A 13,777-nucleotide genomic window follows, 5' to 3' on the forward strand; every position below is an offset into this window, starting at 1 on the left:
AACAGCGTGGGAACCATCAGGACACCGAACCAACCCACATAAATGCGGTTATTGGTGGAGGTGACCCAATTGCAGAAGGATTCCCAGCTACTGAGGCGACCACTGCGAATGGTGGTGGTCATTGAGTTATGTAAGAAAAAGAGCCCCCGAAGGGACAGCTATAAAACGCAGGCAAAACCTGCCAGAGCAAATTGTAAAGGAACATTGCGCAATCTGTAAATGGATTGCGCTGGAAAAGATGTAGTCCTTGGCATCCACCAGAAAACCCCAGGAAAACTTAAGTTTTTTGGCCATGGATCCCTGCAGCAGCTCGTGGCTCTGATCCGCTGGCAAACAGGCAAAGCGTCGCTTTGAAGAGATTGTGCCAATCTCCATGGTGCATCCTCGACGCAACAGGATTGAGGCTCAAGGTGAGCTCATCAACTGGAGCCAAAGCCTGGCGAAGGCAAGCTGAACCCACTAGTAGTGGTTCACCACTCCTAATTGCATGCCGAGAATTGCGCCTGCTCTTTTTTCGACCCTCATGATGGTGGCTGGACTAATGGCCATCACAGGATGTCGAAAAAATCAGCCCTCATGGACGACAAGCCAAGCTGAAGCGATCAATCGTCTTGAACTCAGGCTCGATCAGCTCGAGCATCGAATAGGGCAAACGACCCCCTCCGCTACCGACACCAACAGCAAGACCCCCGCCGGGCCGGTCAAGTCACTCACCTTTCGCATGGAATCAACTGATGGCCGCCTAAGGGTTTACTGGGCCGACGGCAGTGACAGCGATCTCCTTTGCACGAAAGAACAATCGACGCGAATTCAATGGGCATGTGGCTGATTTCAGGCACAACCGATCACACCTCGAAACCAACACTGACAAACCTTTGAATATTTCAGGAAACAGCATGCAGATGATGAGATGTTTTCCTCCCGCTTAAGGGCTGCTGCCCCTCTTGCCGCTGCCGTGATAGTCGTCGGGTCATCTGGCCTATCCCATGCACAGAACAGCCTGCCGCTAGCCCAAACAAGAGCCGCAAACCTGGCGCGAATGCGCGCCGAATTGCTCAATGGCAGCCTGGGTGCCTATCGAGCCGATCAATGCATGTACGTCACCGGAGCCGAAGAATGTCTTGTCTCAACAACCAATGAAGGGTTCCGATTTCAATTCCGAGGAGGTGCTCCAGGCTGGCAACAGCTCGTCCCAGCAGAGCCAACCCTTGAAACCGAGGTGATCATCTCTCGTGATGGTGAGCGCATCCTCTCTGTCCCCTACAACGGCCCATTGCGTTAAACCTCGCCAACCGTAAAAGCCTTCGGTTTTTGAACAGACCAAGCGAGGCCTTCTTGCTATGAGATGGGTCGAGCATTCGAGCAAAGCGATGTCTCTTCGCACAATCTCACTCGTCGTAGCCCTTAGTGGAGCTGCCTGCTTGGCAGATCTAGCGACACCGACCCACGCCCAAGACCAGCTTCCTTCCTCCCAGATCCGCGCCCTCAACCTGGCCCGTGGTACCGCGGTCAAAGAAAACGGCGGTCTTTCGGTTTACCAACCGGCGCCTTGCATGTTTGCCACGAGCAATGGTGGTAACGATTGCCTGATCAGAAACACCATCAATGGCTACACCTATAGCTTCTTAGGTGGGGCCCCAGGCTGGTCGGAATATGGCAATGAACCGACCACAGAAACCGTCATTCAGATTGCCCCAGACGGAAGGTCTGTCAATCAGATCATTTACAACGGCCCCCCTCGTTAACAGTCGACTAACTGCTGCAGGGCCCCTTGCCATTGCTCAGGCAGGGGGCAGACCTCTCGAGAGGTCAGGCTCATGGCGATGTGCTTTTCAACGTAGGCCGCCTCGTTGATAAAAACGGGGATAGGAGAATCTCGTCCTTCAAATCTGAACACCTCTCCATCTGGCCGGAGAAACAAGGGGGCACCCATCTGCAGAGGCTGCCAATCACGGCCCTGAAGATATGGATGCACACATGCAGCAGGCTGGCCCAAGGCATCACGAGGCAGGTCCAGACTGCCCAGATGAGAGTGCACCACAAACTGATCTGGGTAGGTCGGCGATCCAGATGAAATTCTGCTCAGAGCCTCGAGACAGGCCTGAACAGCAAGTCGTGTCTGTTCAATGATGAAGGCCTTCAACAGGCCCTGGGGAACAGGACCGATTTCAATCACTAAGCCACAGGGCCAGCGCTCCACCAAAAACCCCTGCTGGTCATCATCCCCATCATGCAAATAGATAGGCAAACCCAAGCGAGCCTGAATCAATGCGGCTAAAGCCAGGTCAGCCGGCCGTCGGCCATAAACCACAAGAGTGCTTCCCATTGCTGAAGTGGTGCTGTGCAAATCAATCACGATCTGGCAAGGGGTTGATCCCTCTGGACCAAAAAAACTAAGCAGCTGCTTGGCACGAACAACCTCTCGATCCAAGATGCTGGGGGATCTGAGCAAGTCGAGCCGAAAGCTGCGGTTGAGATCGCAATCCAAATAACGCCGGCCCAACGCAAAAGCCTCTGGATTGCCGATCACCGGCACCACAGCAACACCATGGGTGTTGATCAGCTCAGGGGTCTGAGACCATTGATCGAGAAGCCAGGGAGCGTTGATTTCATTGCCATGAGTACCCGCCACCAGAAGCACCTGAAGGCCAGACATCAAGATTCGATCGCAATCCTCAGCCTGACCGAAAATGGCTGCAAAGGGAACAACCATGTCGATCCCCCCCGCAATCGTTGCCGCCGCCCGAATGGGCTGGCACTGGCAATGGATTCAATTAATGAACGGTCTTGCTCCAGCAGATGCCCAGGGGAACTATCGGCGCCCCCCCAGCCAGCATCAGCAAGCAACATTGCCCGCAGAGCAAGAGCTGAGCAACAGATCAGCAGACCAATACCCACGCCTCATCATTGGGCGTAGCTGTCCTTGGGCACATCGCACCTGGCTGGTGCTTCAACTGCGCAACCTTCAAAGCAGCCTCACCCTGCACCTGGCACGCGCCGACCACAAGGCCGGCCGTTGGCAATTAGATCCAGCCTGGTTGGGCTGCAATTCTCTACTTGCCCTTTACCAACGCTGCGGCTCCCCACCCAGCCATCGCGCCACTGTTCCGGCCCTGGTCGATCCAGGCACCATGACATCCCAATCACCGCAGCTACTCGGTAACGAAAGTGCCCAACTCGTGGAAGTTTTGAACCTTTGGCCGGCGGCTAAAGATGCTCCCGACCTAGCCCCCTCCCATCTTCAAGGCGAGATCAATGGCTGGCAAAAGCTTCTTCAGCCCGCTGTTAACGATGGTGTCTATCGATGTGGTTTTGCACGCAACCAAGCGGCTTACGACAAGGCCTGTAACGAACTATTCGACACCCTTGCGCAAGTGGACCGCAGCCTCTCCAAGAAGGGTCCATGGCTTTGTGGAGACCAACTCACCCTGGCTGACGTGAGGCTGTTCCCTACCTTGATCCGCTGGGAGATGGTCTATGCACCACTGTTTGGCTGCAGTCAACAGCCCCTTTGGGCCTTCCCTCATCTCTGGCATTGGCGCCAAAGGCTTCTGGCCCTCCCAGGTGTAGCCAAAACCTGTGATTCGCAGGCCTGGCGTCAGGACTATTTCGGCGCACTCTTTCCCCTACATCCGAGCAATATTGTTCCGGCCGGTCCTGATCTGGCCAAACTGGTAAATGCATCAGCCCCTGATCAGCGATGACCGACAACACACAATCCTTGAATTCAGACATCGCCGCTATGGCAGAGAACGAGTTTGAGGGTGTTTATGGCCGCTACAGGATCACCAGCACTGACGAATTGGAAGTGCAGCGCTACCGCTTTGCTTTACTGCTCTGCGGTGTGGCCTTCACAGCAGGACTAGGACAGTGGCTGATGCTTGGGCCAACATGGGCATGGCTATGGCTACTACCGATGTCAATCGGCCTGGGCTTAGCTTTGAATTGGATTCACATCTACCTCCGCCCACTACACCAGGCACTGAAGTTGTTATGGGCCTTGGGCTGCCTAGGTGCCGTCGTAATGGCATGGAGTATCGGTACTGACACGATGCTCTCAACAGTGGCCGCACAGCCTGCTTGGATCTGGGCGATCGGCCCTTTGTTTGCAGCACTCACTGGGGTTGGATTCAAAGAATTCTTCTGCTTCGGCCGACCAGAGGCAATTGGTCTCACCCTGCTCATCCCAATAGCCCTATTGGGTCATCTCAGCGGGTTAATGAGTGGCTCAATCGTGATGGGATTACTGGGCTCTGCCGCTCTGCTGCTGCTGGTGTTAGCGCTGCGAAAGTTCGGCATGGATGCCGCTGCTGACGTCGGTGACAAGAGTGTGTTTGCTTACCTCAGTAATCAGCAAGCTAACGAAGCTCTGTGAGCCTGATCAGCCTGATAGAGGCCTCAAAAGACTTCGGCATCAACACCCTGTTTGCCGACCTCACCCTGCACATCAACGAAAGAGAACGTCTAGGGCTGATCGGACCGAATGGAGCCGGGAAATCGACGCTCCTGAAGGTGCTCGCCGGAGAAGAACCCCTCGGAGAGGGTGAAAGGAGGTGCTCAGCGCGATTACGCGTAGAGCTCGTGGGCCAAGAGAGCGCTGTAAACCCTGGCCATACGGTGCTGCAAGAAGTCTTGGCCGGGTGCGGTGAAAAGAGAGAGCTGCTGCTGCGTTTCAACGAGCTCAGCAATTCGATGGCCCGCAACCCCAACGATGCAACGCTTTTGGCTGAGTTAGGACAAGTCAGCCAGCGGATGGATGACGCTCAAGCCTGGAGCTTGGAACAGCAATGTCAAGAGGTCCTTCAACGTCTTGGTATCACCGATCTAGAGCGGCCGGTTGAAGAACTCTCTGGTGGGTATCGCAAGCGCGTCGGCCTTGCCTCCGCCTTGGTCGCCAGACCCGACGTTTTGCTGCTCGATGAGCCCACCAACCATCTCGATGCGGCAGCAGTGGAGTGGCTACAAAGTTGGCTCGATCGCTTTCCAGGTGCTTTGGTGCTTGTCACCCACGATCGCTACGTGCTCGATCGGGTGACACGCCGCATGGTGGAAGTAGACCGAGGCAAAGCCCATAACTATGCCGGCAACTACAGCACTTTTCTACAACAAAAGGCCGAACTTGAAGCTTCAGAAGCTTCCACTGCTCACAAGTTCAAAGGGGTTTTAAGACGAGAGCTGGCCTGGTTGCGACAGGGTCCCAAAGCACGCAGTACCAAGCAGAAGGCACGCCTGCAGCGAATTGAGGAGATGCGCGCCGAACCATTGCCGCAACTGCGGGGTTCCTTGAAGATGGCCAACGTAAGCAGGCGTATCGGCAAGCTAGTGATTGAGGCGGAAGCCCTGCAAGTCACCGCCAATGGCAAGCCCGACAGTCCTCTGCTTCTAGACAACTTCACCTACAGCTTTAGTCCAGAAGACCGCGTTGGCATCATCGGCCCCAATGGCAGTGGCAAATCCACATTGCTTGATTTAATTGCAGGCAGACGCCAACCCAATGGTGGAACACTGCGATTAGGTGAAACAGTGCACCTGGGATATCTCGACCAGCACACCGAAGACATCACCAAAGGCAAGGGCCTAGATCGCAAAGTGATCGATTTTGTCGAAGAAGCTGCCTCTCAAATCATTCTGGGAGAAGAACAAATTACGGCCTCTCAACTACTGGAACGCTTCCTATTTCCACCGGCTCAGCAGCACAGCCCACTGGGGAAGCTCTCTGGGGGAGAACGACGCCGACTCACACTCTGCCGGATGCTGATCCAAGCACCGAATGTGCTGCTGCTTGATGAACCCACCAACGACCTAGATATCCAGACACTAAGCGTGCTGGAAGATTTCCTTGAGGATTTCCGCGGCTGCGTTGTCGTGGTCTCTCATGACCGCTATTTCCTCGATCGCACAGTTGATCGTCTGTTCAACTTTGAGAATAGAAAATTGAAACGTTTTGAGGGCAATTACAGCGCCTTCCTTGAACAACAACGACGACAAGAACGAGACCTCAACGAAGCAAATGAGCCCAAATCCAGCATACTTTTGAAGGATTCTGGCCCATCTAGAATATCCACAAGATCCTCTCAAGAGGCAGAAAGCTCTTCACCCCAAGCCACAGAAACCAGCAAGCCAAGACGTCGAAGCTTCAAGGAATCACGTGAACTAGAAGCTCTAAACATTGATATCCCACTGCTTGAAGCCAAGCGTTCTAACCTTGAAGCTGCTTTGTCCGGTGGCGACGAAGACTTAACTCTGCTTAGTCAACAATTGGCCGAGCTGGTCGAAACATTGCACAGAGCAGAGGAGCGCTGGCTCGAACTCAGCGAACTGGCCATATAAGTGTGCGCTGACGTCGATATGTATGGCGCAATTCTGCATCATCTAATGTCCTTGCGAACAAGACTGAGTTAGTCGGAGTATCCCAACACTGCCAACTGGTTGCCGTCTATGGATTAGAGGGAGACATCTCTAAGGCACTGATCCAGGAAACAAGTTTTACCCGTAATCCCTCAACCTCAGCCAAATTCATGGCAGTTGGGCGGTAATCATCTACAGAACAATGCTGGGCCATCTGTTCCCCCATCCTTCTCAGATATAGATCTTGCGACCAATGCACACGGTTGTGATTGGAAGCCTCGCAGGCTTCAAAATGGACCCAAAGCTTTAACTGACAAAGCCAGAAGAAGCGCATTGCTTCCACTCCAATACATCCGCGAAGCTGAGGCCACTGCGCTATTGCCTCTTTGCAGAGAGCTCGCAAAACGTTTCTGGCCCGTTCATCCAGAACATCCTTTCCTGCTGATCGATGAAATGGCGATCCTGCCGGTCTCTGATCCGTACCATGCCATCAGCCTCAATCTGCCTAATCAACTGGGAGCCAATGATGAAAAACCTTGGCAATGGTGTTGTAACGGAAACCAAGTCAGGCCTCCCCCCATGGCGCAACCGACCAAAGTGCTTATGTTGTGATAGTGGACAGAGGCCGGCGCAGGCCAAGACCCTATGAACACCATCGACGAGCACATTCAGAAGGATCAATCAGAGATCCAAGACGCCAAAGCCCAAGGCAACGACGCCAAGGTGCGCCATCTCACCGACGAAATCCATTCCCTTGAGGAATACAAGGATCACCACCCAGAAGATAAACACGACCCCAATGCCCTGGAATTGTTCTGCGATGCCAATCCAGATGAGCCCGAGTGTCGCGTCTACGACGACTGAGTTGATCCCCAAAAGAAAACTTGACTCAGAATGATCTCAAGCGGGCATAAGCCCGCTTTTTTGCTATTGAACTGAGCGAAGATCAACATCTTGATCCAGTTCAAACATCCTCATTGAAGTCGGACGGACTACCGGTGAGAGAGCAGACGACCGCTTCTTCATTACTCATTTCTCGAACTTCAGCAATGGGACGTCCCATCCGCCGCAGAGCCTCAATCTCCTGATGGGTCTGGCAGCGGGCAATCTCCTTGCCCTGCTGATCAAAGCAGCTGTAAAAGGTCATGTCATCAATGGTTTCACTCCAGTTATGGCCAATGACACACGAACAGACAAGTCTGGATGTGGTCTCGCAGACCTGAACAGCTTCAGACGCCAAGTTCCTTCCATACCTGCCCCAACAGCCCCTCAAGGCCTACACCCATAGCCGCAGAAATCAAAATCAAGCGTCGACCACTCGCTGCCTGAAGGGCATCAACCAGCTGATCTTGATGCTGTTCATCCAATAACTCCTGTTTATTGAGCACCAACAGCCGTGGCCTTTCAACCAAGTCATGGCCATAAGCAACCAGCTCCTTTTCAACCACCAGCAAGTCTTCAACTGGATCTTCTGCGCCACCATCCAACACATGAATCAACAACCTGGTGCGTTCGATGTGGCGAAGGAAATCATGCCCTAGGCCTGCTCCTTGTGCTGCACCGGCAATCAGACCAGGGATATCAGCAAAAACTGTGCCATCTCCGCTGGGTCGACGCACAACACCGAGATTGGGCACCAATGTGGTGAAGGGATAATCAGCAATCTTGGGCCGAGCTGCCGAAAGCACAGAAATCAAAGTGCTCTTGCCTGCATTCGGCAAACCAATGATCCCCACCTCTGCTAATAGCTTGAGTTCCAATTGAAGGAACCATTCCTCCCCATCGCGCCCTTCCGTGAATTTTTCAGGAGCACGGTTGCGATTACTCAGGTAATGGGCATTACCCAACCCTCCACGCCCTCCAAAAGCCACCACAAGTAGATCTTCAGATCGAGTGAGGTCACCAAGAAGGATGCCCGTGGAGAGATGACGCACTTCAGTGCCACATGGCACCTTGATGATCAAGTCTTTGCCTGAGGCACCGGTACAGCGATTCGGACCACCCCGCCGACCATCAGGCGCTGGAAACAGTCTCTTGTACTTAAAATCGAGCAGAGTCTGAAGGTTGCCATCCGCTTCCAGAACAACGTTGCCGCCTTCACCACCATCCCCACCAGAGGGACCGCCAGCCGGCACATACTTCTCCCGCCTAAAAGCCATGATCCCATCGCCGCCGCGCCCTGCTCTAACGGTGATACGTGCCTGATCTATGAACTGCATCCTATTCCAGTAATACCAATAGATTTAAGGGGAGTGAATTCACAAGGGATGAATCGGGGATGGCATAACGAGAAGCATTTGCAATAAAAGTTAGACAATTATCCCATGGTAATTAGTGGCGAGACAAGCATTAAATATTGGCGAAAAGAAATCAGGATAAGTACTTACACCTAGCAAGCCGGCGAGCAGATGAACGTGAATAGCATTTGTCAATAAAGCAGGCTGCCAAAGCCCTCTCACATTAATGACAGCTCTAGCTTCAATAACTGAAGAGGTAGAACAAAAGAACCGACAGACGCAACCAGATTTACAGCAATTGATAAGAGCTATCTTCTCAAGGCCAAGGAATAGAGATGGAAGCGTTTACGATCGCCTTAATTATTTCAATCCCGCAGCTGACAACGGGAACACATGCTCCAAGGGATGATGCAATCGTTTTTAGAAAATGATAGCCATACTAACTAACACGTAAAAACACCTAATGACTGACCCCAAAGAGAACAACGAAGGAATCAATGAGGGACTATCGGATGATGAATTGAAGGATGTAGCTGGAGGCTTGGGGGATTGATGCGCACTTCGCTTCAATCAGGGTATTCAAGCTGTTGAAAAGAAAGATTCAGCTTCTAGTTTAGGGATAACAAAAGAAGATCCCAGAAAGAGTAAGAATGGTATGGATTATATAAGTGGCGAGATACCACACCCTTAGATCCTATATCCCTAGATGAACCTTCCTTGTTCATCGTCTAATTTGCAAAACATAATTACCAAGTCAACAATCTCGCTATAGCCAAGTAAAGAAGAAGCCCTGCTTTAGGCTGAATAGTTGATCAAAGTGACTGTCCTTGGCAACCCTTGCTACCATAATATCTCTTATTTGATACTTCATAGCCGGCATGGAAAGACTAAAATAGCAATACATATTCTGATTGAGGCTTCTATGGACAAACTCAACCTAATGACAAGATACAAGGATAATATATATACAACAAGAATCCTTTTAGGGATTAGCGCCTTACTCTCGCTAAGATTTCTTGGGGTGATCGTTGAGCCAAGCTAAGTATCATCATTTCAGAAGAGCAACTCACGGCATTCATCGCCAAAGTTCAAGCAGGCGCCACTCTTCAAAAACAGCTAAAAGCAGAAGGTGCTGATGTTGTATCGATTGCGAAGGCTGCTGGGTTCTCGATTACCACTGAAGAACTAATCTACTAATCTTCCGCGAAAACCTTTCTGATAAGGAGCTGGAAGGTGTTCCTGAGGGCGCCCCTTCTTTGAGAGCCTCCTCTTGCCGGGGAGGCTCTAGGGATTTTGATCCATGAATGAGTTGGTCAGAACTCATTCATGGATGAATCAGGGCTGTCTTCACGTCTTGGTTTAATTCTCAAGATGCACTGGTATGACTTGTGTTAAGGCGAAAAGATCCTCTATTCCTTTATCCGTGGCTGATCAATGAACTGCTCTGTAGGCGCCCAGCCTGGCCAAGCTCCAACCCTAGGATCAGCCTGATCGGGGAACTGTGGGTGGCCGGCGTTCGCTTCAAGGCTCTCAACAAGACCTACCCAAGCAGGCGGAATGAACCCGCTGTTGAGGTCATTCGTCAACTGAATCTACAAATCAACGATGGTGAATTCCTTGTGCTGGTGGGCCCCTCCGGCTGCGGTAAAAGCACACTGCTGAGGCTGCTCGCGGGCCTCGAAGCCCCTACAAGCGGAGAGATCTACGTAGGCAAACAACCTGTCTCGCAGCTACGGCCTGCCCAAAGGGACGTGGCGATGGTGTTCCAGAGCTACGCGCTTTATCCCCACTTAAGTGTGCGCGACAACCTGGTCTTCGGCCTACGGCGCAGCCAGCAGCGATCTCTATGCCAACTCCTGCAAGACCAACTCCATCGCAATACCCGCAACTTTCCTCCACTTCTGCAGGTTTCATCTATACGAGAGCAGCGAATCGAGGCCCGCACAAGAGAAGTTGCTGAAGCCCTGGAGCTTCAACCACTGCTCAATCGCCAACCCAAAGAACTCTCTGGCGGTCAAAAACAACGTGTTGCTCTAGGCCGGGCAATGGCGAGAGAGCCGTCTGTATTCCTGATGGACGAACCACTCAGCAACTTGGACGCAAAACTGCGCAATAGCACGCGCACTCAAATCGTTGACCTCCAGCGTCAACTTGGCACCACCACCATCTACGTCACCCACGACCAAGTCGAGGCGATGACGATGGGTCATCGGATTGCGGTACTGAATCAAGGGCAGCTACAGCAATTGGGCACGCCAATCGAGCTCTATCAATGGCCATCAAACCTTTTTGTTGCGCAGTTCATCGGCAGTCCGCCCATGAACGTACTGCCAGTAGTTGTTGGCCCAGCCAATACGCTCCTACTAGGTGATCGTCGCCTAGCGGTTGAAGGACCAATGGCCGAAGCGCTGCTGCATCTGGAAGAGGGGCAACCGCTCAGCGCTGGTCTTCGACCGGAGCATTTGCGCGTAGCTCCTTCCACCAATCGCAATCTTGCGGCAATCGTGTGTCATCTGGAAGTCTTAGGAAATGAACAACTGATCACCTGCAAACTTCTTGACGGGAACCATCTCGTTCAAGTGAGGGCCTCGCCCGAGCTCTCGCTCAGCGCTGGAAGCAACCTGCATCTAGAGCCAGATCCTCGAGGCTGGCGACTGTTTGGTGCCGACGGGGAAGCCATCGCAATGACAGCTCAAGACAACACTGAACAAGACCCAAACGACCTCAAACTCCACTTGCCCATTCTGGGCTAATGCAGCCAAATCACACTGCAACCGGCTCCACCATCACCCTGATCGGCATCGTTTACGCGTTCCACATAAGGAACGGTCTCAAGCCACTGGCGGAGCCCTCGCTTGAGTTTGCCGCTGCCGATGCCATGAATGACCCATATCGGACCAGTGCTACTGCGCAAGTGCTCCTCAACAGCAACCTCGGCTTCATGCACCCGCAGTCCGCGAACATCCACGGTGTTGCGGGTCGTGCGTACCTCCGTGCCACGGCCCAGACCTGAACGGACCTTCACCTTCACCACCAACTCTGGAGGAGTTGGCTTCAGGCCATCAAGGCTTTCCACCCCTGACAACTCCACAGTGCTGCGCATGACTCCACAACGCACTGTCAGTTGTTTGCCATCTTCAGAGATAGCAATCACTTCTGCCGCCTTGCCAAGGGCCAACAGCCGAATGCGCTCTCCTACCTCAGGACGCCAGCCAATGTGCTGTTTGCGTTGAGGCTGAATCCGATGGTCAGCCTGAATGCGACGCAAGCGCTGACCTGCACGTCGTGCGGACTCACCATCGGCACGACCCTCCCGCAACCGGCGAATCAACTGACGGACTTCCTTCTGCCCCTCTCGAATAGAGCTCTCCAGCTTCTGGCGGCCTTGTTCCTGCAAATCTGCAGATTGCTTGCGCTGCTTCTGCCAGCGACTGAGAAGTTCCTCATGCAGCAATTCCGTACGTGCCAGCAGAGCCGCGGCATCTTCAGCAGCTGCCTGTTGAAGGCTGCGTTGCTCTTCAAGACCACGGATCACCTCATTCACCTCTCCATCACCACAAGGTCCCAGCAGCTCTTGCGCCTGAGCAATCACTGCGTCCTCTAGGCCAAGCCGCATCGCGATGCTGAGGGCATTACTGCGACCAGGGATTCCCCATTGCAGTCGATAGGTGGGCAACATCGTCTCGCTATCAAAGGCCACAGAAGCGTTTTCAAAGCGAGAATCGCCATATTTGAGGGCCTTAAGTTTGCCGAAATGAGTTGTCGCGATGGTCAGACGAGCCCGGTCGGCAAGCGTGCGCAGCAGGGCTGTGGCCAGGGCCGTCCCTTCACTGGGATCAGTCCCCGCCCCGACCTCATCAAGAAGCACCAAAGCTGGACCAGGCCCCTCGATCAAGGCTTCAAAAATGCGGCCAATGCGCTTCACATGGCCACTAAAGGTGGAGAGATTCTGTTGTAGTGACTGTTCATCACCGATATCAGCAAGCACCTGTGCACACCAGGGCATTGATGGACTCCCTGTGCAAGGCAACAAGAGACCCGCCCGAGCCATCAGCAAGGCCAGGCCAACACTCTTAAGCGTGACAGTCTTTCCACCGGTGTTGGGTCCTGTAATCGCGACCACTTTCAGGGTGGAGGAGACCTCAACGCTGATCGGCACCACAGCATCGCCATGCTCACGGCGATGCTGCCAAACCAGCAAGGGATGTCGCAGCTCCTGAAGGCTGAAAGGAGCTGCAGCCTCTGCATGCAACGTAGGGGGGACCCCACCAAGCCATTGACCATAACGGCCACGAGCCAGAGCCAAGTCGAGTTGAAGCAGAACCTCTCCCAGGCGCCTAATCGATACGCCGGACTCAGCCACCGCCGCACTCAACTCGGCCAAGACGAGCTGCTGCTGCTCTCGGATACGACCATCCAATTCAGCAAGACGATTACTCAGGGTGATCACAACCTGAGGCTCAACAAAGACTGTGCTGCCAGATGCTGAGCTGTCGTGGACCAGGCCGGGGAGTTGAGACACTGCAGCGGCCTTCACCGCTAGCACTGGCCGGCCATGGCGATCTGCGATCACAGTGTCCTGCAACATGGCCGCATGACGCCTGATCACCTCCTGTAGGCAATCGCGACGTTCCTGACGCAAACCTTGCCACTGTCGTCGCAAGCCAGCGAGCTTGGAGCTGACGCGATCAGCCACCCGACCACCCTCTTCCAATGCAAATTTGAGTCGCCGTTCCAGCTCCGGCATCGTTGCGACATCCAGCAACAACGCCGAGATCGTGGGACGAAGCTCTGGATCATTAATCTGGCGGCGCAACCGGCGCGCTGCTGCAAGGGTGTCGGCAACAGCTAAAAGCTCTTCCCCAGAAGCCACACCACCTTTTGTACAGCGAGCCAGGATATTGCCAAGGTCATGGACACCCTGAAAGCTGAGGCCTCCATCAATCAGACCATCCAAAGCACCGATCTCAAGAGTTTCTGCCAAGCGCAAACGGCTGTCAGACAAATCGGCAGGCAGCGACAAAGTCTGGCAATAACGCCGGCCCTGCAAGGTGCTGGCAAATCCAGCGAGGTGTTCACATAAGCGTGGCCATTCAAGCTGTTTGAGTGTGTCCTGAAAGGCACGCGAAGCAGTCGAGACCTCAGAGCTCATGACTACAGCGCTCATTTCAACGCTGTTCCGCCCCACTGAA

General features: G+C 53.5%; 14 protein-coding genes and 2 pseudogenes. 10 read left to right on the top strand and 6 right to left on the bottom strand.

The window, feature by feature from the left end; genetic code table 11:
• Window positions 1-122 (bottom strand): annotated as a pseudogene (locus PMIT1303_RS13150) (photosystem II q(b) protein); the annotation flags it as partial.
• Between the two features lie 155 nt (window positions 123-277).
• Complete coding sequence (locus tag PMIT1303_RS13155) at window positions 278-460, bottom strand: hypothetical protein (RefSeq protein ID WP_156486860.1); 183 nt, start codon at window positions 458-460, stop codon at window positions 278-280.
• A gap of 27 nt (window positions 461-487) precedes the next feature.
• On the opposite strand from PMIT1303_RS13155, the gene PMIT1303_RS00795 reads away from it, so the two are divergent.
• The 3 genes from PMIT1303_RS00795 (at window position 488) to PMIT1303_RS00805 (ending at window position 1,745) form a co-directional block, all read left to right on the top strand.
• Window positions 488-829, top strand: a complete 342-nt coding sequence (locus PMIT1303_RS00795) for a hypothetical protein (protein ID WP_063397127.1) — start codon at window positions 488-490, stop codon at window positions 827-829.
• 81 nt (window positions 830-910) lie between these two features.
• Window positions 911-1,282 (top strand): hypothetical protein, encoded by a 372-nt coding sequence (locus tag PMIT1303_RS00800; protein WP_063397128.1) that lies wholly within the window; start codon window positions 911-913, stop codon window positions 1,280-1,282.
• An 88-nt stretch (window positions 1,283-1,370) separates the two neighbouring features.
• Window positions 1,371-1,745, top strand: a complete 375-nt coding sequence (locus PMIT1303_RS00805; protein WP_063397151.1) for a hypothetical protein — start codon at window positions 1,371-1,373, stop codon at window positions 1,743-1,745.
• On the opposite strand, the gene PMIT1303_RS00810 is transcribed toward PMIT1303_RS00805, so the two are convergent.
• Entirely contained in the window at window positions 1,742-2,656 is a 915-nt protein-coding gene (locus PMIT1303_RS00810) for an aspartoacylase (RefSeq protein WP_063397153.1), read from the bottom strand. The genes PMIT1303_RS00805 and PMIT1303_RS00810 overlap by 4 nt on opposite strands.
• A gap of 55 nt (window positions 2,657-2,711) precedes the next feature.
• Here PMIT1303_RS00810 and PMIT1303_RS00815 point away from each other — a divergent pair, with 55 nt between their 5' ends.
• The 5 genes from PMIT1303_RS00815 (at window position 2,712) to PMIT1303_RS00835 (ending at window position 7,212) form a co-directional block, all read left to right on the top strand.
• The gene (locus PMIT1303_RS00815; RefSeq protein WP_063397152.1) at window positions 2,712-3,704 is read left to right on the top strand and encodes a glutathione S-transferase C-terminal domain-containing protein; all 993 of its coding nucleotides are present in this window, start codon (window positions 2,712-2,714) and stop codon (window positions 3,702-3,704) included.
• Complete coding sequence (locus PMIT1303_RS00820; protein WP_063397129.1) at window positions 3,701-4,375, top strand: DUF2301 domain-containing membrane protein; 675 nt, start codon at window positions 3,701-3,703, stop codon at window positions 4,373-4,375. Before PMIT1303_RS00815 ends, PMIT1303_RS00820 begins: the two co-directional genes overlap by 4 nt.
• Window positions 4,372-6,330, top strand: a complete 1,959-nt coding sequence (locus PMIT1303_RS00825) for an ABC-F family ATP-binding cassette domain-containing protein (RefSeq protein ID WP_063397130.1) — start codon at window positions 4,372-4,374, stop codon at window positions 6,328-6,330. Before PMIT1303_RS00820 ends, PMIT1303_RS00825 begins: the two co-directional genes overlap by 4 nt.
• 351 nt (window positions 6,331-6,681) lie before the next feature.
• On the top strand, window positions 6,682-6,960 hold the full coding sequence (locus tag PMIT1303_RS13160; RefSeq protein ID WP_011825074.1) for a hypothetical protein: 279 nt from the start codon (window positions 6,682-6,684) through the stop codon (window positions 6,958-6,960).
• Window positions 6,961-6,993: 33 nt separating this feature from the next.
• On the top strand, window positions 6,994-7,212 hold the full coding sequence (locus PMIT1303_RS00835) for a CP12 domain-containing protein (protein ID WP_011825073.1): 219 nt from the start codon (window positions 6,994-6,996) through the stop codon (window positions 7,210-7,212).
• Window positions 7,213-7,312: 100 nt separating this feature from the next.
• Here PMIT1303_RS00835 and PMIT1303_RS00840 read toward each other — a convergent pair whose 3' ends face one another.
• Together PMIT1303_RS00840 and cgtA are read right to left on the bottom strand one after the other, a co-directional pair.
• A complete protein-coding gene (locus PMIT1303_RS00840; RefSeq protein ID WP_011825072.1) occupies window positions 7,313-7,495 on the bottom strand; it encodes a hypothetical protein in 183 nt (60 codons plus the stop codon).
• Window positions 7,496-7,577: 82 nt separating this feature from the next.
• The gene (cgtA, locus tag PMIT1303_RS00845; protein WP_063397132.1) at window positions 7,578-8,567 is read right to left on the bottom strand and encodes an Obg family GTPase CgtA; all 990 of its coding nucleotides are present in this window, start codon (window positions 8,565-8,567) and stop codon (window positions 7,578-7,580) included.
• 1,068 nt (window positions 8,568-9,635) lie between these two features.
• On the opposite strand from cgtA, the pseudogene PMIT1303_RS12665 reads away from it, so the two are divergent.
• Both PMIT1303_RS12665 and PMIT1303_RS00850 read left to right on the top strand, forming a co-directional pair.
• A pseudogene (locus PMIT1303_RS12665) lies at window positions 9,636-9,889 on the top strand (Nif11-like leader peptide family natural product precursor).
• Between the two features lie 201 nt (window positions 9,890-10,090).
• Complete coding sequence (locus PMIT1303_RS00850; protein WP_063397154.1) at window positions 10,091-11,338, top strand: ABC transporter ATP-binding protein; 1,248 nt, start codon at window positions 10,091-10,093, stop codon at window positions 11,336-11,338.
• Here PMIT1303_RS00850 and PMIT1303_RS00855 read toward each other — a convergent pair.
• Window positions 11,335-13,752, bottom strand: coding sequence for an endonuclease MutS2 (locus tag PMIT1303_RS00855; RefSeq protein WP_369818692.1), 2,418 nt, complete (start codon window positions 13,750-13,752; stop codon window positions 11,335-11,337). The genes PMIT1303_RS00850 and PMIT1303_RS00855 overlap by 4 nt on opposite strands.
• Between the last annotated feature and the right edge of the window lie 25 nt (window positions 13,753-13,777).

Source organism: Prochlorococcus sp. MIT 1303, from assembly GCF_001631965.1.
Classification (GTDB): Bacteria; Cyanobacteriota; Cyanobacteriia; order PCC-6307; family Cyanobiaceae; genus Prochlorococcus; species Prochlorococcus marinus_D.